General features: G+C 56.1%; 17 protein-coding genes. 6 read left to right on the plus strand and 11 right to left on the minus strand.

The window, feature by feature from the left end:
- Nucleotides 1–106: 106 nt before the first annotated feature.
- From RCCS2_RS13910 to RCCS2_RS13925, 4 genes are all read left to right on the plus strand, one after another.
- Entirely contained in the window at nt 107–1,345 is a 1,239-nt protein-coding gene (locus RCCS2_RS13910; RefSeq protein ID WP_008235294.1) for an efflux RND transporter periplasmic adaptor subunit, read from the plus strand.
- Nucleotides 1,342–5,034: an efflux RND transporter permease subunit gene (locus RCCS2_RS13915; protein ID WP_008235295.1), complete on the plus strand. Its 3,693-nt coding sequence runs from the start codon at nt 1,342–1,344 to the stop codon at nt 5,032–5,034. Before RCCS2_RS13910 ends, RCCS2_RS13915 begins: the two co-directional genes overlap by 4 nt.
- 96 nt (nt 5,035–5,130) lie before the next feature.
- Complete coding sequence (locus RCCS2_RS13920) at nt 5,131–5,469, plus strand: ArsR/SmtB family transcription factor (RefSeq protein ID WP_008235302.1); 339 nt, start codon at nt 5,131–5,133, stop codon at nt 5,467–5,469.
- On the plus strand, nt 5,462–5,947 hold the full coding sequence (locus tag RCCS2_RS13925; RefSeq protein WP_008235304.1) for an SRPBCC family protein: 486 nt from the start codon (nt 5,462–5,464) through the stop codon (nt 5,945–5,947). The genes RCCS2_RS13920 and RCCS2_RS13925 overlap by 8 nt, the downstream gene beginning before the upstream one ends.
- Nucleotides 5,948–6,032: 85 nt before the next feature.
- On the opposite strand, the gene RCCS2_RS13930 is transcribed toward RCCS2_RS13925, so the two are convergent.
- From RCCS2_RS13930 to RCCS2_RS13945, 4 genes are all read right to left on the minus strand, one after another.
- The gene (locus RCCS2_RS13930; RefSeq protein WP_008235306.1) at nt 6,033–6,638 is read right to left on the minus strand and encodes a hypothetical protein; all 606 of its coding nucleotides are present in this window, start codon (nt 6,636–6,638) and stop codon (nt 6,033–6,035) included.
- Nucleotides 6,639–6,657: 19 nt separating this feature from the next.
- Nucleotides 6,658–7,278 (minus strand): hypothetical protein, encoded by a 621-nt coding sequence (locus tag RCCS2_RS13935; protein WP_008235314.1) that lies wholly within the window; start codon nt 7,276–7,278, stop codon nt 6,658–6,660.
- A gap of 183 nt (nt 7,279–7,461) precedes the next feature.
- A complete protein-coding gene (locus tag RCCS2_RS13940; RefSeq protein ID WP_008235315.1) occupies nt 7,462–9,282 on the minus strand; it encodes an ABCB family ABC transporter ATP-binding protein/permease in 1,821 nt (606 codons plus the stop codon).
- A 66-nt stretch (nt 9,283–9,348) separates the two neighbouring features.
- The gene (locus tag RCCS2_RS13945; protein ID WP_008235323.1) at nt 9,349–10,482 is read right to left on the minus strand and encodes a LysM peptidoglycan-binding domain-containing protein; all 1,134 of its coding nucleotides are present in this window, start codon (nt 10,480–10,482) and stop codon (nt 9,349–9,351) included.
- Nucleotides 10,483–10,593: 111 nt separating this feature from the next.
- On the opposite strand from RCCS2_RS13945, the gene RCCS2_RS13950 reads away from it, so the two are divergent.
- Nucleotides 10,594–11,148 (plus strand): TIGR00730 family Rossman fold protein, encoded by a 555-nt coding sequence (locus RCCS2_RS13950; RefSeq protein ID WP_083791204.1) that lies wholly within the window; start codon nt 10,594–10,596, stop codon nt 11,146–11,148.
- Here the strand turns inward: RCCS2_RS13950 and RCCS2_RS13955 are convergent.
- Both RCCS2_RS13955 and RCCS2_RS13960 read right to left on the minus strand, forming a co-directional pair.
- On the minus strand, nt 11,143–12,114 hold the full coding sequence (locus RCCS2_RS13955) for a threonine ammonia-lyase (protein WP_008235327.1): 972 nt from the start codon (nt 12,112–12,114) through the stop codon (nt 11,143–11,145). The two genes, RCCS2_RS13950 and RCCS2_RS13955, sit on opposite strands and share 6 nt — an antisense overlap.
- Before the next feature lie 72 nt (nt 12,115–12,186).
- Entirely contained in the window at nt 12,187–12,786 is a 600-nt protein-coding gene (locus RCCS2_RS13960; RefSeq protein WP_008235329.1) for a superoxide dismutase, read from the minus strand.
- A gap of 205 nt (nt 12,787–12,991) precedes the next feature.
- Here RCCS2_RS13960 and RCCS2_RS13965 point away from each other — a divergent pair, with 205 nt between their 5' ends.
- Nucleotides 12,992–13,363, plus strand: a complete 372-nt coding sequence (locus tag RCCS2_RS13965) for a hypothetical protein (protein WP_156788559.1) — start codon at nt 12,992–12,994, stop codon at nt 13,361–13,363.
- A gap of 41 nt (nt 13,364–13,404) precedes the next feature.
- Here the strand turns inward: RCCS2_RS13965 and RCCS2_RS13970 are convergent, their stop codons facing one another.
- The 5 genes from RCCS2_RS13970 to RCCS2_RS13995 form a co-directional block, all read right to left on the minus strand.
- Nucleotides 13,405–13,968 (minus strand): sarcosine oxidase subunit gamma, encoded by a 564-nt coding sequence (locus RCCS2_RS13970; protein ID WP_008235332.1) that lies wholly within the window; start codon nt 13,966–13,968, stop codon nt 13,405–13,407.
- Nucleotides 13,961–16,972, minus strand: coding sequence for a sarcosine oxidase subunit alpha family protein (locus RCCS2_RS13975; protein ID WP_008235334.1), 3,012 nt, complete (start codon nt 16,970–16,972; stop codon nt 13,961–13,963). Before RCCS2_RS13975 ends, RCCS2_RS13970 begins: the two co-directional genes overlap by 8 nt.
- Nucleotides 16,969–17,298: a sarcosine oxidase subunit delta gene (locus RCCS2_RS13980; RefSeq protein WP_008235336.1), complete on the minus strand. Its 330-nt coding sequence runs from the start codon at nt 17,296–17,298 to the stop codon at nt 16,969–16,971. The genes RCCS2_RS13975 and RCCS2_RS13980 overlap by 4 nt, the downstream gene beginning before the upstream one ends.
- 138 nt (nt 17,299–17,436) lie before the next feature.
- Nucleotides 17,437–17,658 (minus strand): hypothetical protein, encoded by a 222-nt coding sequence (locus tag RCCS2_RS13985; RefSeq protein ID WP_008235338.1) that lies wholly within the window; start codon nt 17,656–17,658, stop codon nt 17,437–17,439.
- A gap of 777 nt (nt 17,659–18,435) precedes the next feature.
- A complete protein-coding gene (locus RCCS2_RS13995; RefSeq protein ID WP_008235343.1) occupies nt 18,436–19,680 on the minus strand; it encodes a sarcosine oxidase subunit beta family protein in 1,245 nt (414 codons plus the stop codon).
- Nucleotides 19,681–19,844: the final 164 nt, after the last annotated feature.

Raw genomic sequence — 19,844 nt, forward strand, 5'->3', positions numbered from 1 at the left:
GAATGGTTTAGTACAATTCAGTACTCTGTACTGGAAGATTACGTATAAAAAAGAAGATTGCGACAAGGGCTGCCAAAACAAAGATGCGGCCAAAAGGGACGACGATATGAAAATCATTCCAATAATCACAGCCGTTATCGTACTGGCTGGCCTTTATATGGTGGTGTTTGAACGTGACACGCTTGTGGGGTTTGCGGGCGGGACCTCTGGGAAAGGGGTCATTGCGACGGCTGAGGATACAACGACCGAAGACGTCGCAGGCGCGGACGAATCCCTTGTTGGTGTGGTTGCCATGCATTCCGTTGCCCAGACGATCGACAGCGCGGTTATTCTGCGCGGCCGGACAGAAGCGGCCCGGCAGGTCACTGTTGCCGCGGAAACCTCTGGTCTTGTGATTTCCGAACCACGCCGCAAAGGCGCGTTCATCAACGAAGATGAGTTGCTTTGCAGCCTTGACCCCGGCACACGCGAAGCCTCACTCGCCGAGGCCCGCGCCCGCTTGGCCGAAGCGCAGGGGCGTGTCCCAGAAGCGCAGGCCGGTGTGATTGAGGCGGACGCCCGTGTGCGCGAGGCGGAAATCAACCTTAACGCGGCCCAGCGCCTGTCCGAAGATGGCTTTGCCTCGGAAACACGCCTTGTCAGCGCCCAAGCTGCCATGGAAGCCGCCACCGCAGGCGTGCAGCGCGCGCAATCCGCTGTGGCATCGGCGCAGGCCGGTATTGAATCCGCGCAAGCCGGTGTTGCGATTGCCGAGCGCGAGATTGACAAGCTTGCGATCATGGCCCCTTTTTCGGGCTTGCTAGAGACAGACACCGCAGAGCTTGGATCGCTCATGCAACCCGGCACACCTTGTGCCACGATCATTCAGCTCAATGAAATCAAGCTGGTTGGCTTTGTCCCCGAGGCTGATGTGTCCAAAGTCAACGTCGGCGCAATGGCTGGCGCCCGCTTGACCAGTGGTGAACAGGTGCAAGGCCGCGTGACCTTTCTGTCGCGCAGTGCCGATGAGCTGACGCGCACCTTCCGCGTCGAAGTCACGGTCGCAAACGAAGATTTGGCAATCAGCGACGGGCAGACCGCCGAAATCCTCATTGCCTCTGACGGGCGCACAGCGCACCTGATCGCACAATCTTCGCTGACGCTTGACGATAATGGTGTATTGGGCGTGCGCACCGTGGCCGAAGACAACATCGCACAATTCATGCCTGTGACCTTGCTGCGCGATACCGCAGAAGGCGTTTGGGTGACCGATCTACCCGAAACCATCGCAATCATTACCGTTGGTCAGGAATTTGTCGTGGACGGTGTCAAAGTCGCACCGACATTTACGGAGGCCAAAGGATGACCGGTCTTGTTGATTGGGCTGCATCGCGCGCCCGGATGGTTCTGGCCTTTATTGCCCTGTCGCTTTTGGCGGGCGGCATGGCTTACGTTGGTTTGCCCAAAGAGGGCGAGCCGGACATCGAAATTCCGGCGATCTTTGTCTCTGTCCCCTTCCCCGGCATTTCCGCCGAAGACAGTGAAACGTTGCTGGTACAACCGATGGAAGCAGAACTGTCAGATCTGGACGGGCTGAAAACCATGTCTGCGACAGCGGCTGAAAACTATGCCGGTGTCGCACTCGAGTTTGAGTTTGGTTGGGACAAGACGAAAATCCTTGCCGACATCCGTTCTGCCATGAACAACGCCGAAGCGCAGTTTCCGGCCGGTGCGGATCAGTATTCGATCAATGAGATTAACTTTTCCGAGTTCCCGATTGTCATTGTGAACCTGACAGGCCAAGTGCCCGAACGCACGCTTTTGCGCGTTGCCAAAGACCTGCAAGACCGCATCGAAGGCCTTGATGCCGTGCTGGAAGCAGGGCTTGCCGGGCAACGCGACGAAATGCTTGAGGTGGTGATCGACCCGCTGCGGTTGGAAGCCTATAACGTCACCGCTGGCGAATTGATCGGCGTTGTCACCAACAACAACCTGCTGATTGCAGCAGGTGAGGTGGAAACTGCCCAAGGTACATTCGCGGTCAAAATCCCATCGTCATTCGACGAACCCCAAGACGTCTATAACCTGCCCGTCAAAACAAACGGTGACCGGGTGATCACGCTTGGCGATCTGGCCACGATCCGCCTGACGTTTGAAGACCGCCTTGGCACTGCCCGTTTCAATGGCGTCAACACGGTTGCCTTGCAGGTCGTCAAACGCAAAGGGTTTAACCTGATCGACACCGCCGCCCTGGTGAAAGAGGTGGTCGCGGACGAACGCGCCAGCTGGTCGCCTGAACTGCAATCGGCCATTCAGGTCGGAACTTCGAACGACCAATCCCGCAACGTGGCCTCAATGGTCAGCCAGTTGGAAGGGTCTGTCCTGACCGCTATCGCGCTGGTGATGATCGTCGTATTGGCCGCCCTTGGCACACGGCCCGCACTATTGGTCGGTTTCGCGATCCCCACCTCATTCTTGTTATGTTTTGCACTGCTCGCAGTCATGGAAATCACGATCTCGAACATCGTGATGTTCGGCCTGATCCTTGCGGTCGGTATGCTGGTCGATGGGGCCATCGTGGTGGTCGAATACGCCGACAAACGCATCCGCGAAGGCAGCGGCCCGATGCACGCCTACGTCGACGCCGCCAAGCGGATGTTCTGGCCCATCATCTCGTCCACTGCGACAACACTTTGCGCCTTTCTGCCAATGCTGTTCTGGCCCGGTGTGCCGGGGCAATTCATGGGCATGTTGCCGGTGACGCTGATCTTCGTTCTGTCTGCGTCACTGGTTGTTGCGTTGGTCTATCTGCCCGTCATGGGCGGTGTGACCGGTCGGATGAGCCGTTTGTTCGGCAACGCTTCTGACGCTTTGCGCGCGCGCCTGCCGTGGTTTGTCCGTGCGTTGCTGGTGTTTCCCGCCGTTATGGTGGTCTTCACGGGTGCCATGCTGACGTTAAACCCGGGCTATCTGACCGGCGAAGCGGTGCAAACCAGCGGCCTCAGCGACAGTTTGCCCGGTATGATGCTATTCCTTCTGGGCGCATTCTTGTTGTCCATCACCATCGGTGCGGCCAAGATCGAACGCGAAGCCAAAACCATCAAGGCAGGCTATAACCGCACGCCTTTTGGCCACTTCATGCATTTCATTGCAGGCAACCCGGTCATGCCATTGGTGACCGTTGGTGCAGTTGTGTTCACCGTCTTTTCGATCTTTGGCTTTTACGGGGCCAACAACAACGGCGTCGAATTCTTCGTCGAATCCGAGCCTGAGCAAGCCATCGTTTATGTCCGCGCTCGCGGCAACCTGTCTTTGCAGGAAAAAGACGATCTGGTCCGCCAGGCAGAAGAGATCGTTTTGGCCCATCCCGGTGTCATCACAGCATTCTCTTTCGCGGGTGACGGCGGGCTAAATACAGATGCCAGCGGTGCCAGCACGCCAGGCGATTCAATCGGTCAAGTGCAGCTTGAAACCATACCATGGGAAGATCGTGCCGGGATTGCCGAACTTGACGGTGACGTGGTGCTGGCAGAGCTTCAGGCACAATTGAACACGATTCCCGGCATTGAGACAGAAATCCTCGCCCAATCGCGCGGTCCTGCATCAGGCAAGCCTGTACATCTGCGGCTGAAAAGTGATGATTTCGAAGAACTGCGCGCAGCAACCAATACTGCACGTGCCCAGTTTGACCAGACCCCCGGCCTGATCACGATTGAAGACTCACTCCCCCTGCCCGGCATCGACTGGCAGATTGATGTGGATGTGGAAAAAGCGGGCCGCTACGGCGCGGACGTCGCCACCGTGGGGGCCATGGTGCAGATGGTCACGCGTGGTATTCTGCTGGACACAATGCGCGTCGAAAGCTCTGACGAAGAGATTGAGATCCGCGTGCGTCTGCCTGCACAAGACCGTGTGCTATCAACCCTCGACAGCCTTAAGGTGCGGACCAATCAGGGGCTTATCCCACTGTCAAACTTCATCAGCCGCACGCCTGTGCAAAAGCTGGCCCAGATCGACCGGATCGACCAAAAGCGGTACTTTGATGTAAAAGCGGGTGTTGAGGCCGGGCTGACGAACCTGACCGTCGACGGTGACAGCGTCGCCGTTGTGCGTGTCGTCAGCGAAGAGGCAATCGGCATGGATCGCTATGAAGTTGTCACGCTGTTGGGGGATATGACCTCTGCCAACTTGGCGGAACTTGTGAATGACTATGAAACCTCAGAGGCACCGCTGAACGCGAACGAGCGGATTGCAGTGCTGACCCAATGGCTTGACACCAACCCCCTGCCCGCGTCAATCGATTGGGAATGGACAGGCGATCAGGAAGAACAAGCCGAATCCGGTGCCTTCCTGCAAACCGCTTTTATGGGGGCCTTGGGCCTGATGTTCATCATCCTGCTGGCGCAGTTCAACAGTATCTATAACTCCATCCTTGTGCTGATGGCCGTTGTCATGTCCACCGCTGGTTCGCTGGTGGGGATGCTGGTGATGGATCAACCGTTTTCGATCATCATGACCGGCACAGGCATTGTGGCCTTGGCCGGGATTGTGGTGAACAATAACATCATCCTGATCGACACCTATCAGGAATACAGCAAATACATGCCCCGGACCGAAGCGATCACCCGCACGGCCGAGGCCCGTATCCGCCCTGTGCTGCTGACGACGATCACAACGATGGCGGGGCTCGCGCCGATGATGTTCGGCCTCAGTCTTGATTTCATGAACGGCGGCTATTCCATCGACAGCCCAACAGCGCTGTGGTGGAAACAACTGGCGACCGCGGTGGTCTTTGGCCTTGGGATCGCGACGATGCTGACCTTGGTGTTCACGCCGTCCATGCTGGCGGTCCGCGTTTGGTTTGTGACCTATGTGCAATGGTTCGCGCAACTGCTGGCCAAACTGTCGATGGGCCGCAGCAGCCGTGCAGCACGCGACTGGGCGCTGGCAAGGCAGGCCAAGCGGATCAAAGCACCAGAGTTCATCTGGGATGATGGCGCGGCAGACAAACTGCCACCGCTGGAATTGAAAACCGCGGCGCAAGCGGCAGAGTAAACCAAAAGGCCCGCAGCGATGCGGGCCTTTTTCGCATATAGGCAAACTTTTTATTTTACTATTTTTTTAATTAACGAATTGGTTTAATAATCCTTTATGGAAAGCTCAGACCAACTCGACGCTACATTCTCGGCCCTTGCCCATCCGACCCGGCGCGCAATCCTCGCGCGGCTGATGCAAGGCGAAGCGACAGTGAACACTTTGGCAGAACCGTTTGACATGAGCTTGCCTGCGATCTCAAAACATATTCGCGTTCTTGAAAACGCAGGCCTGATCAAACGAGGGCGCAATGCGCAGTTTCGCCCTTGCACGCTTGAGACCCAGCCGCTTGAGGCCGTTGCGATGTGGACCGATCAATACCGTCACATCTGGGACGCCCGGTTTGATGCGATGGATCACGTACTGAATAACATGAAGGACGCCAAAAATGACTGACCAACCAAACTGGGTACGCTTGCAGCGCACGTTTGATGCACCGATTGAGGTGATTTGGAACATGTGGACCGATCCTGATCTCTTTAAACAATGGTACGGGCCAATGGGCATGCGCGTCCCCACCGCTGAAATGGATGTCACTGTTGGCGGCACCCGCAAGATCAACATGGTCATGAAAACGCCGGAACGCGAGATGAGCATGTGGTTTATCGGCGTCTACAAGGAAGTGAACGCGCCCCATCGGTTGGTGTACACGGAAAGCATGTGCCAGCCCGATGGCACGTTGATCCCACCGCAAAGCATGGGCATGCCAGAAGGCAGCCCTGATATCACAGAAGTGATTGTCGTATTGAGCGAAGCAGACGGCAAAACCCAGATGACCATGGTGCATGTGGGCGTACCCGTTGGCACAGCTGGCGAGGGTGGCTGGAACCAAGCGCTGGATAAATTGGTAGAGCTTGCGAACAGTCAGCGTTGATCAAGCCGTTATTGTCAGCACAGTCAGATGACTACGAAATGGGTTTTAAACCGTCGGATTGACCAAAAAACAACGCAAGTGTTTTTCAACCATCCGCCTTGCGACAAACAGCAGGCAGCCCATCACGCCACCAATACGCGCCAAGCACCGGCGGTACAGTAACATCAACAGCGACATCAGTGCGCCCTGAACGCTCCATCCTGCCGACCCCGGTTGTATAATCCAGATAACAACCAGGCACACCGCTATCCGGGGTGCCGTTGCTGCGAATGACATCAACAGCCCAGCTGCCTTGATCATGGCGCAAGGTAATCGTCATTTGCAATGGGCCTGCCCCGCCGTACAGAACCGGCCTTGCGTGGCCTGCCCCATCCGGACCGCTGTCTTGGTAATTTATGGCGATCAGATCATATTGCTCTTGTGGCCAATTGGCTGGCAATACGGATCGCATAATATCCCCCGGGCCTAGACGGCCAGTATCAGATTCCGAGAAAAAAGTGATCAGGTCGACCGCATCACCTGCATCATTGATCACCATGATCAGGCGGTCATCCAAGCCATCATCGTTCCAATCATGCCCACTAGCCGCTGCGACCAAGCGGGTTAAATCAATTTGCAGTCGCTCTTGGATGCCATCGGCAAAAGACCATGCCGGGGAAAGGAATAAAGCAAGACAGATATACCGTCGCATCAGATTTGGCGCCCTTTCATTACGGCAAACAAGGGCGCGGCAAATCACGCCACGTCCAGTCGGTCAAAACGGGTTCGGGCCCGGGGTCATAACGGGTCTCAACACCATCAGGGCCGATAATAGTTGCATATGCCGGACGCGTTTGTTCAGCGACCTCAGTGTCAGGAATAAAGACAATTTCGCAAACCCGATCATGCCCGCCAGCGGCGTCCTTTTGTTGAAACGTCGCAATACGGGATATTCCAGAGCCTTCAATCCGTGGGTTGGTCGTAATCAGCAGCATTTTTTCTGTGTCCCTTGATCGATAGACGATTTCGGGTTCGTACAATGAATGCGCAGGACCAATGTCGTACGTTACATCAATACGCGTCGGATCATATGGTAGGACATCATGTGCCACCTCAGTGACATCAACAACGCTGGTTATTGGGTCAGACGTGGCAAGATACAGATCAACGCTGTCTCCGGTCTTTGAAATCGCAATAACTGCAAGATCGGCGTGATCATCCCTATTCCAGTCGTTCTCGCCATATTTGGAAATCGCGTAAACACCCAAAATACGGTCAGCCTCGATCATAAATGGTGCGGCAATTGCAGGCTGGGCCAACACCATCGCCAAGACGCCGAAAACAAAACGCATAAACCTATCCCACTCAGTTATTCATCCGCAGACGACTTGTCGAAAGCACCACAATACGCAAAACGGAAACCTTTGATAGATGCGATGTTTTGCGACTAGGCCCCACAGCGCCGTTCATCTTTCCGTTTTAGCAAACACAAACCAGCGCTGTCTCGCAACAGGGTCACCAATTGCACCCGACCGTTAAACCAGTTCCTCTTCGGATTGTCTGTTCCACAGATGCGCATAGCGTCCTTGGGCGGCCAGCAGATCATCGTGGCGACCTTCTTCGACGATGACCCCGTCTTCCAGCACCACAATCCGGTCCGCATCGGCAATCGTCGACAAACGGTGCGCAATCGTGATCACCGTGCGCCCTTCGCCCATCGCTTTCAACTCTGCCTGAATTTCCATTTCGGTTTCAGTATCCAACGCCGATGTCGCCTCGTCCAGCAACAGGATCGGCGGGTTTTTCAGCAGCGTCCGCGCGATGCCGACCCGCTGTTTTTCACCACCCGACAGCTTCAGCCCGCGTTCGCCTACCGTGGTTTGATAACCATCTGGCAAACTGGTGATAAAGTCATGGATTTTGGCAGCTTTCGCCGCTTCGACGATCTCATCCTCAGAGGCAGCCGGACGGCCATAGGCGATGTTGTAATGCACCGTGTCGTTGAATAGAACCGTATCCTGCGGCACCACCCCGATCTGCGCGTGCAGGCTTTGCTGGGTCACGTCACGCACGTCTTGCCCGTCAATCAACAAAGCACCGCCGCCCACATCATAAAACCGGAATAGCAAGCGTCCGATGGTCGATTTGCCGGACCCCGAAGAGCCGACAATCGCGATCGTCTGTCCCGGCTCTACCTCTAGGCTGACACCTTTCAGGATCGGGCGTTCCACATCATAGCCAAAGGTCACATTTTGCAACGCAACCCGGCCCCCATTGACCTGCAAATCCACCACACCCGGCTTATCATTCACTTCGGCAGGTTGTTCCAACAGGTCAAACATATCGCCCATATCAATCAGCGCCTGCCGGATTTCGCGGTAAACGGTGCCAAGGAAATTCAGCGGCATGGTGATCTGGATCATATAGGCGTTCACCATGACAAAATCACCGACAGTCAGATCACCGCGCTGCACGCCGATGGCCGCCATGACCATCACCACGACAAGACCGGTGGTGATCAGCAGCGATTGACCAAAATTCAGAAAGGCGAGCGAATAATTGGTGCGGATCGCCGCATCCTCGTAATTCTCCATCGCGACATCATAGCGGTCCGCCTCCCACCGCTCGGCGCCAAAGTATTTGACGGTTTCGAAATTCAGCAGGCTGTCGATGGCCTTTTGGTTGGCGTCTGTGTCCTGATCATTCATTTCCTTGCGGATTTTCACGCGCCATTCGGTGACCTTGAATGTAAACCAGACATAAAGCGCAATGGTCACAACAACGGCTGCCAAGTACCAGACATCAAACAGGAAAAACAGGATCGCGCCGATCATCAACAGTTCCAGCACCAGCGGCCCAATTGAGAACAACAAAAAGCGCAGTAGAAAATCAACACCCTTAACCCCCCGTTCAATGATCCTCGACAGACCACCGGTTTTTCGGGTGATGTGATAGCGCATCGACAGGCGGTGAATATGGGTGAACGTCTCAAGCGCCAGTTGGCGCAGGGCGCGCTGACCAACCTTGGTAAAGACCACGTCGCGCAACTGCTGAAAGCCCACTGTCATCAGGCGCGCTATGCCGTATGCAATGGTCAGGCCAACGGCACCCAGCCCCATCATGGTGGCCGCATCCATATCCTCTGGTGCCAGCGCATCCACTGCCTCGCGGTAAAAAAGCGGGGTTGTCACCGCGATCAACTTTGACAGAAAAAGCACCGCCAGCGCGATCACAACGCGGCGTTTCACCCAAGGGTGTGCATCGGGCCACAGGTAAGGGGCAACGCGGCGGATCACGCTCCACCCTTGGATCTGGGCGTCGTTCAGATTGGCATCAGTTTTCGCGAGACCACGCATAGAAACTCCAAAGCAGCGAAAGTCCTACCTAAAGTCCCATAAGGCGGAACACCAGAGGCAGGTCACCTATTGCGTGACCTCTGGCATGCGAAAAATCTGTCCGGGGTAAATCAGATCTGGATCGCGGATAAGATCGCTGTTGGCCTCAAAGACTTCGACATAAAATATACCGTTTCCCAGGTTCTCTTCGGCAATCGCCCATAGCGTGGCACCGGGTTGCACGGTACGCACCGCCACCTCAAACCCCGCCACGGATGTTTCTTCGGCCAGCACGGCGGCCACATCGGCGGGTTCTTCGCGTTTGAAAGGTGTTTCAAGCCGCGAAACAACGTCACCTGCTTCATCAACCTCATCAATGCGCAGGGTGTAGACGCCCGTATCAATATCGGGCAGATCAATGCGCCAATCACCGCCTTCGGTGACAACGGACCCGGTCACCGGTTCATTATCGATATAGACCTGCACGGCACCATCCCCGGTCGCGCGGCCAGACAGTTGTACTTCGCCTTCGGGGTCATAGGTGATGGCATCCAGCGCCACATTGGCATCAACCTGCGGGTTATCCAGTGTGGGTGTACCTTGCACCACGCGCACACCACCCGCATCAGCCTGTAAAACCACGGGCGGCGGGGCTTCGACAGGCGCATCGACCACAGGGGCAACAGGCGCCTCCGGCGTCACCGAGGCTGTGCTGTTATCTGGCAGCTCCGGCGAGGCCACAGGGGCGGTGGCCACAACCACGGGCGCCGCAATCGGCGCTACGATGTAGCTGGTTGTCGATGCAACAGCTTCGCCCTCTGGATCAGCAAGCAATGACAGGCGGCGCGGCTGATCGGACGGGCCCGCGACAGGCAGGGACACAAAGCTGCCTGTGCTGTCCGCTTGCACCCGGTCAATCGCCTGACCCGCCAACATCACATCAACCGTTTGTCCCGGGGGGGCACGGCCCGCGATCACAATGCTGCCGTCAGGTTCCACCCTGAAGGTATCAAACGTCGGCACCTGCTGGGATTGTTGCGGTTCTGGCGCGTCTGCACCCGCTGCAATGTCAGGCGCGATAGCCGCATCCTGTGCTTCACTGATCGGAGCTTCGCCGATATCAGGTTGCGGCATCAGCGCGAAAATGGCCAATCCGATGACCGCCGCGGCAATGCCACCCAGCACAACAGGCTTTGCGCCCGATTTAGCGTCTTCTGTCACATCTTATCCCTTTTGCAGTGCCAATTCATGGCGGCCCCATCCCCGATGGTTGAGCCACCTTAACAACGCCGCTATGACCGGTCAAAGCGAAGCTGGACCAAAGGGATCACGATGTCTGGAAATCAAAAATCAGTTTGCGTCTACTGCGGGTCGCGCGATGGCACTATGCCAGAATACGCGCAGGCGGCAACAGACACCGGGCAGATGCTGGCGGCGAACGGCTGGCGGCTGGTTTACGGTGCGGGCGACGTGGGGCTGATGGGGCGCGTGGCCAATGCCGTGCAAGATGCAGGTGGCGCGACCTTTGGTGTGATCCCGACCCATTTGCTGGCGTGGGAAGTTGGCAAACGCGACCTTGATCAGTTTGTGATTACTGAAACGATGCACGAACGCAAAAAGGTCATGTTCATGAACGCTGATGCAGTGGTTGTGCTGCCCGGTGGCGCCGGATCATTGGATGAGTTTTTCGAGGCGCTGACATGGCGGCAACTGAAACTGCACGACAAACCGCTGATCTTGCTGAATATTGACGGGTTTTGGGACCCTTTGTGCGATCTGCTGCAACACGTGGTTGATAGCGGTTTTGCAGGCGATGACATTCTTGGCTTTGTTCAGGTGGCCGAAGATGTCGCAGACCTCGCAACACTGCTTAAAGCCGCGTTATAGTTCTTTCATCAACGCTGCATAGCGGGCGAGTGAGATATTCGATCCGCACGCGATAATCCCCACCTGACGCCCCGCCAAATCATCCTTGAGCGGACCAAGGACCGCCGCGAGCGACGCAGCACAAGCCGGCTCTGCCGTGACGCGCAGGACGTTTTGGTAGATATCCATCGCGGCCAGCATCTCGTGATCTTCAATCTTGACGATACGGTCCACATACGCCTTTGCGACCGCATAAGTCAGTGGCATCGCCAATGGCGCACCAAGGCTGTCAGCAATCGTGGCGACTTTTTCAATGCGCACCGCCTGCCCCGCAGCAAAGCTTTGTGACATGCTATCCGCGCCATAGGGTTCCACCCCGATCACCATCGCGTCAGGGTTCACTTGCTTAATCGCGCAAGCCATCCCGCTGATCATCCCACCGCCACCGATGGGAATGACGAAAGTATCAATCTGGGGTGCCTGTCTTGCGTATTCATAGCCGCAAGTGGCCGACCCCAGGATCATATGCGCGGCCTCAAACGGATGCAGCAATGCACGCCCATTCTCTGCGGCTTTGTTCATCGCGGCAAAAGCCGCCGCCATGTCGTCGTGTAGCGTGACCGTCGCACCCAGCACCTGACAGCCCGCGATACGGGCCGGATCGGTCGCCTTGGGCATTGTGATCAGCGCGTCCACACCAGCCGCCTTTGCCGCCCATGACACGGCCAGCGCATGGTTGCCGCCGCTGGCCGCGACAACACCCGCCGCGCGCTGTGCAGCATCCAGCCGACGGATACCCAGCAAAGCACCCCGCGCCTTGAACGATCCGGCCTGTTGAAACAGCTCCAGCTTGACGGTCACGCCTGCGCAATCTGGAAGGATGCCTTGCCAACGCGACGACGACAGCGGCAAAATTGGTGTTTCGATCAGTTCTGCCTGCACCTCTGCTTTGGCCGCAATAATCTTGTCTAGTGTCGGTCCGATCATCACGTTCTCCCAAGCAAAAGGCCCGCGGAACGATGTCCCACGGGCCTTGCAGATTGTCCAGATGGAGCGGAATTACATGCGCGAGGCCACGTTTTCCCAGTTCACAAGGTTATCAAGGAAATTGGTCAGATAGGCCGGACGCTTGTTGCGGAAATCGATGTAGTAGGAGTGTTCCCACACATCGCAACCCAGCAGCGCGATTTGACCAAAGCACAGCGGGTTCACGCCATTTTCGGTCTTCGTGACCGCCAAGGACCCATCAGCGTTCTTGACCAACCAGCACCAGCCAGAGCCGAACTGACCTGCACCTGCGGCGCTCAACTGCGACTTGAATTCATCAACCGAACCAAAGCTGTCAACCAGCGCTTTCTCAAGCTCACCCGGCATCGCACTGTCGCCCGGCCCCATCATTTCCCAAAACTGGTTGTGGTTCCAAAGCTGGCTGATGTTGTTGAAGATACCGTTCTGGGCGACAGACGATTTGTCGTATGTGCCGACGATGATCTCTTCAAGGGATTTACCCTCCCACTCGGTCCCTTCAATCGCCTTGTTGCCATTAGTGACATAAGCGTTGTGGTGTAGGTCGTGGTGGTACTCGAGCGTTTCAGCGGACATGCCGTTGGACGCCAGCGCGTCATGGGCATAAGGAAGATCGGGTAGCGAAAATGCCATATCGGGTATCTTTCTGAATTGAGGAAAGGGATGTGATGATAGATGTCACAAGGGCGGCGAAGGTCAAGGGGTGGTTAGTTTCGGCTTTGGGCCTCTGCTTTCGTCAGCAACACCGAAATAGCTTGAACGCAGATCATAGGGCGTTGCTAGCTCCCTAGCAAAACACCTAATCTAAACATATATCTTAAACCATGAGTTCGTCACAATGTTCAAGAATATAGCTCTAGGAATTTCATTATTACTTAATTCACTAGTCATTTTCTGGGTGTTCTTTCCTGTACAATCAGACGCTTTGAGAATGACCTGCGAAGAGGCACGGTCTGAAATCTTAAACAAGCAAGCGACCATTGATTTTGCATCGAACAAAAATGGCTCAATCATTATGTTGCACGACTTTCTGGATGCGAGTGATTACACACTTCGCAGTATGACAAGTTCGGATGAGCAAATCACTTTGGTATATGTTGCGAATACTTACCCAAAAACCTGCGGTATTCATCTACCCGGATTTGACGGTAATATTATCCGTGTCCAAACAGATATTTCAGGTACTTCAAGGGTCATAGCTGTAAACTGAGGGTGCTGCACAGCAGCTGCGTTTGTCGTCAAATCCACTTTTCACAAATACCCAACCGCCCCCGCCTTCGCAGATGCCGCCAACACATCAAACGTATACCCGGCCACGGACCGGAAACAGATCACTGCGAATGTGTCCTCATCGCGCATCCAGAAGGCCGCCGCGACCTGCCCTAACCGCGTCCGCCGAAAATCGCCTGGCTTAAAACTATCGGGATGTAAATCCACGGGTGCGAGTTTCGCGATCACTTCGCGGCAAAACGCCCCCTCGACCAAGATGACCGCGCGGGCGTCAGATACGTTTTCGGCCAGATAATGCGTGCCTGCCAGCTTGGCGTCGATTTGCGCGACAGCGTCTGCCGCCGCTTCGTAGGGCACCAACACCAGCAATTCATCCGGCGACATCCAGCAAAGACCCTTGTCGCCGTCGCAGTTGGCTTGGCCTTGTTCGGGGAACTTCACGCCCGTTACGTCGGCACTTACTTTGCGCAGCTTTTTGTCTGACAAATCACCGCGCAGGATGATCATGCCCCGCAAGCCCGCCTCGCGGATTGTAACTTCGCCGGGGGTAACCTTGCCTTGTAATGCGCTGACAGTATTAGACATTCTGCTTCTCCCCTTCTTTGTCATAGAATACCGGATCAACGATTTTTGTGGGCACAGTGCCACCATCAACGGTGTTGAACTCAATCACCTCGCCCATCCGGTCCGGTCCATTCAGAACCAACCCCATCGCGATACCGCGTTCAAGGTTGGCCGAATAATAGGTCGAGGTCACACGACCTTGCGTATTCCGCTGCCCGTTCGCGTTATCGCCGTCGGCAATCGCATAAGCACCGTCAGGCAGAACCGATCCATCAACCGTTTCCAAGCCCACCAGTTTCCAGCGGTTCGGATCGGCCATATGGCTGCGCAGATGCGCGCGCTTGCCAAGATAATCTTCTTTCTTTTTGGAAAGCGCCCATTGCAGGTTGAGATCCTGTGGGATCACCGTCCCATCCGTTTCATCCCCGATCATGATAAAGCCCTTTTCGGCGCGCAGGATGTGCAGGGTTTCGGTGCCATATGGCATAATCCCGAACTCTTCACCGGCCTCCATCAGCGCATCCCAGAACGCAGCACCCTGACCTGCAGGAACCGCAATTTCATAAGACAGCTCACCCGAGAACGAGATGCGGAAGACCCTTGCATCAAAGTCGCCAATCTTGCCTTCCCGCCATTGCATGAACGGCAGCGCCTCGGCGCTCACATCCATCCCGCCCAGTTTTCGTAGCAATTTGCGCGCGTTCGGACCAACAACAGCGATCTGCGCATATTGCTCAGTCACGTTGGCGACATAGACTTTCCAGTCCCACCATTCGCATTGCAGCCAGTCTTCCATATGCGCATGGATGGTTTCCGCACCGCCCGTCGTGGTATGGCACAACCACGAGTCCTCGGCCATGCGCACAACAACACCGTCGTCCATCAGGAACCCGTTTTCGGTGCACATCAGACCATATCGGCATTTGCCCACTGGTAGCGTGGACATCATGTTGGTGTACATCATATCAAGGAATTTGCCCGCGTCCGGCCCTTTGACGATCAGCTTGCCAAGGGTGGATGCATCCAACAGGCCAAGGTTCTCGCGCGTGTTCTTGACCTCGCGGTTGACTGCATCATGCACGCTTTCACCGGGACGGACATAAGCGAAAGGCCTGCGCCATTGGCCCACCGGTTCGTTGTCGGCACCATTGGCGTTGGACCAATCCGAGATCGGGGTCATGCGGATTGGTTGGAACAGCGCATTGCGGGCGACACCTGCGATCGAGGCCATTGAGATCGGCGTGTAGGGCGGACGGAATGTCGTTGTACCGACGTTCGGGATATCAGCATTCAAAGATTGAGAAAGGATCGCCAGACCATTGATATTGCTTAGCTTCCCCTGATCTGTTGCCATGCCCAGCGTCGTATAGCGCTTGGTATGCTCCACACTTTCAAAACCCTCTTGCGCGGCCAGTTGCACGTCCGAGACCTTCACATCGTTCTGGAAATCCAGCCACGCTTTGGACCGCAGCGCATGGCTCGCCCCTTGCGGCATCAACCACACCGCAGAGATCGGACCTTCCGCCGCATCCTCGCCCATCGGTGCTTGCGCCCCGCGTTTGGTATGGCCCGCCGCCTTCGCCGCGGCGCGCCCTGCGGCCCAGCCATCACTAATGGCCTCTGCGGTGAACAGATGCCCGTTGGCGATGCCTGCGGTGATCACAAACGCCTCACCATCAGCACCGGTTGGCGCGCGCTCGGGATCGGGGCGGAACATCACTTGGTCGGCATCCCAGTTCAGCTTGCCGCCGCAATGCGACCATAGGTGCACGACGGGGGACCAACCGCCAGACATCGCCACACAATCGCACTCAATCTCTTCCAGCACAGCACCTTCGCCTGCCTGCGCGCAAAGCGCGACACCCGTGACACGCTTGCCGCCTTTGACTTTGGCGATGCCTTTGCCCATCTCAACACGAATGCCCATCGCGCGGGCTTGGTCGATCAGATCACCTTCAGCCTCGGCGCGTGCATCCACAATCACTGGCACATCAAGGCCCGCTGATTTCAGGATAATGGCGGTGCGATAAGCATCATCATTGTTGGTCACAACAACCGTGCGATCCCCGACCGACACCCCGAAATTCACCACATAATCACGCACCGCAGAGGCGAGCATAACACCGGGCAGGTCATTTGCGGCGAAAGACAAAGGCCGCTCAATCGCGCCTGTGGCGGTGATGATTTGCTTGGCACGGATGCGCCAAAGTCGGTGGCGCGGGCCGTCTGTGTCGGGCGCATGATCCGTCAGCCGTTCATAGGCCAGCGTATAGCCGTGATCGTAAACGCCCGCCCCCATACAACGCAGACGCATGTCAACATTTTGCATGTTTTCAAGCGCTTCCACGGTGGCATTAATCCACTCTTGCGCAGCCATGCCATCAATCTGGGGGGTATCCACGACGGCGCGGCCACCCCAATCGGCGGTTTGTTCGACAAGCAGAACACGCGCGCCACGCTCACCTGCGGCTTTCGCGGCAGCAAGACCCGCGATCCCGCCGCCGACGACCAGAACATCCACATGGCAATGGAAATGCTCATAGGTGTCCTGATCGCGATCCTTGGGGGCTTTGCCAAGACCAGCAGATTTGCGGATGATCGGTTCATAAACGTGCTTCCAAAAGGCGCGCGGGTACATGAACATTTTATAGTAAAAGCCCGCCGGCAGAAACCGTGACAGATGCGTGTTGATCGCACCGACGTCAAATTCCAGCGATGGCCAGTGGTTTTGTGACTGTGCTGTCAGGCCGTCAAACAGTTCGGTCGTCGTGACACGGGCATTGGGTTCAAACCCAGCGCCCTTGCCCAGATTGACCAGGCCATTAGGCTCTTCCGCGCCGGACGCCACAACGCCGCGCGGGCGGTGGTATTTGAACGAACGGCCCATCAAAATCTGATCATTGGCCAACAAGGCCGAGGCCAGCGTATCGCCTTCAAAACCGCGCAAATGTTTGCCGTTAAAGGTGAAAGAGACCGCCTTGTCCTTGTTGATCAAACGGCCTTGCCCTACCAAACGGGTGCTCATTGGACATTCCCCCATGACCAGCCGGGACGCTTGGCTGATATCTTGTCTTTGATCTCTTGCGGTGGTTCGAGGGTTTGGGCGGAATACGTACCGAACACCTCTAACGTATGGGTGCAGCGGGCGGCCAAGAACCATTTGCCGCAGCCATAGGCGTGGCGCCAACGTTCAAAGTGCACGCCTTTGGGGTTTTCACGCATAAAGAGGTAATCCTCAAAATCATCGTCCGAAGAACCAGGGCCTTCGCGCTTTAAATGGGCTTGGCCGCCTGCGTGCAGGTCGGTTTCATCGGCATCGACGCCGCAGCAAGGGCAATGCAGGATCAGCATGGGGCACCTTTGATTTGAGGGGTATGCAATGCGTACACAACGCGTACACAACCTGTGCACACGATTGTCATCAACACACCAAAGGCGGATGCATCGCTGCACCCGCCTTTGGCCGAGGGTTCGTGAGTAGTGTTGGTCTTATTCGCCCACAGCTGGGGCGACCGGTTGTGTGGGTGCTGTTTCTTCAAGTGCTGGCGCGCCCTGGTCGGTTGTGCCGACTGTCGCCGGGTCAACGGGTGTACCGCCGCCGCCTGCGAAAAGCGCATAGAGCAGAACAAGAACGACGATAACAGCAGCGACAAGGAAACCGATGCCGCTTCCGCTGGAGGTATTTGTCTTGGTGTGGCTGAATTCATCCATTTTGTGTCCTCCTTTTGAGACAACATCAACATGGCAGCCCTTTCCAGCAAAGAAACATAGGCGGAAATCCCCGGCTGATTTGAGCAATCAGTAGCCATTTCCGCCGATCGCAGTCGGCCAACCGTTGCCGGGGTCGCCCCAGCCAATACGTCTGTTACATATGTGTCATGGAACTTTTGCTCATAGTTATAGGCGGCATTCTTTCGACAGCCATCATCTTTGTGGTGATCGACGGCGTGCGCGGTGGTGTGTCTGACGAGGATGATGACGGGTTGGAGTAGTTGCCGCACTAGCCATCTCGCAATCTCTTCATGCTTAGAACCAAACTGCAAAGTCATGACTCGTTTCTCAACTAACATGTCCAAGCCCCACAGATCACTAAACGACTAGCAACAAGATCACCAAACCCCCATTGTAACGTTCCAATCCCAATGACCGACACTTCGGTAAGAAAAACGGATTTAGATCGAACGTGTTCCCCATAGCTATTAATTTGATCGGTGAATTGCTTAGTGGGTGAAGGCGGTAAGGCAGCCTTCTTTATCGTGGCCTCAAATACCTTATCGTTTGGCTGCAAGTCGCCAAATCGCCATCTCATAAGAACTAGCAGCAACAAACCATAAACGACGCAAAGGCATCCAAATCTTGCCGACCAATCAGCATCATAAGTCAACGAGCTAACAAGATACCCCATCGACAAAATTATGAATGCTCCGAGCAGTCCGCAAAGTACGGTCTCGTTTGGCCCAAGGAACTGGTTGATACGCTTGAATAGCATCAGTGCGCCACCCCGGCCGCGACGCTTTCATCAATGAATTTCCCTTCGCGAAAGCGGAACATGCTGAATTCATCCGTGAGCGGTGATTGTCCCTTCGCCATCAGTTCTGCCATCGCCCAGCCTGAGCCGGGGATCGCCTTAAACCCGCCAGTCCCCCAGCCACAGTTGACAAAGACGCCATCGACCGGCGTTTTCGACAGGATGGGTGAACGGTCGCCGGTTACATCCACGATCCCGCCCCATTGCCGCAGCATCTTAAGCCGCGCCAGCATGGGGAAAGTTTCGACCAAGGCGCGTACCGTTTCTTCGATATGGTGGAACGACCCGCGCTGTGTGTAATTGTTGTAACCGTCGGTGCCGCCGCCGATGACCATCTCGCCTTTGTCGGATTGCGACAGATAGCCGTGCACCGTGTTCGCCATCACCACGATATCCATGGCAGGCTTGATCGGTTCCGACACCAACGCCTGCAAGGCCACGCTTTCAATCGGCAAACGGAAACCCGCCATCTGCGCCATTACACCGGAATGGCCTGCCGTGATCATCCCCAGCTTATCGCAATCAATCGGCCCTTTCGTCGTATCGACACCGACAACCTTGCCGCCCTGCTGACGAACCGCCGTCACTTCGCATTGCTGGATCACATCCATACCCATGTCAGAGCAGGCGCGGGCATAGCCCCAAGCCACCGCATCGTGCCGCGCTGTGCCGCCGCGGGCCTGCCAGAGCCCCCCAAGGACCGGGTAGCGCGGCCCATCAATGTTCATGATCGGACACAGTTCTTTCACCCGCGCAGGATCAATCCATTCGGTGGTCACGCCCTGCAGGGCGTTGGCGTGCGCTGTTCGCTTATAGCCGCGCACCTCGTGCTGGGTTTGGGCGAGCATGATCACGCCACGCGGGCTGAACATGACGTTATAGTTCAGGTCCTGGCTCATCGTTTCGTAAAGCGAGCGGGACTTTTCATAGATCGCCGCTGACGGATCTTGCAGATAGTTGGAGCGGATGATCGTCGTGTTGCGCCCGGTGTTCCCGCCGCCAAGCCAGCCTTTTTCCAAAATCGCCACATTGGTGATCCCGAAATTCTTGCCCAGAAAATACGCCGTTGCCAATCCGTGCCCGCCAGCGCCCACGATAATCACATCGTATTTTGTCTTCGGCTCTCGTTTCGCCCACGCCCGGTCCCAGCCGGTGTGTTGGCGCATGGCTTCTTTGGCGATTGCAAAAGCGGAATAGCGTTTCATCGGGGTCTAGAATCCTTGTGATCAGCGGGTGACGCCTTGGCATCTTATCTGGACCTTCGCTGGGTCCAAGAGGTTCCTCTCAGCGGCGTATACTTCGCCTTTTACGACATGCTGGCGATGTCGTGAATTGTCATCGCGTCGCAGGCCCTTTTCATAGGGGCATT

It is taken from the genome of Roseobacter sp. CCS2, assembly GCF_000169435.1.
In the GTDB taxonomy this organism is placed as follows: domain Bacteria; phylum Pseudomonadota; class Alphaproteobacteria; order Rhodobacterales; family Rhodobacteraceae; genus Yoonia.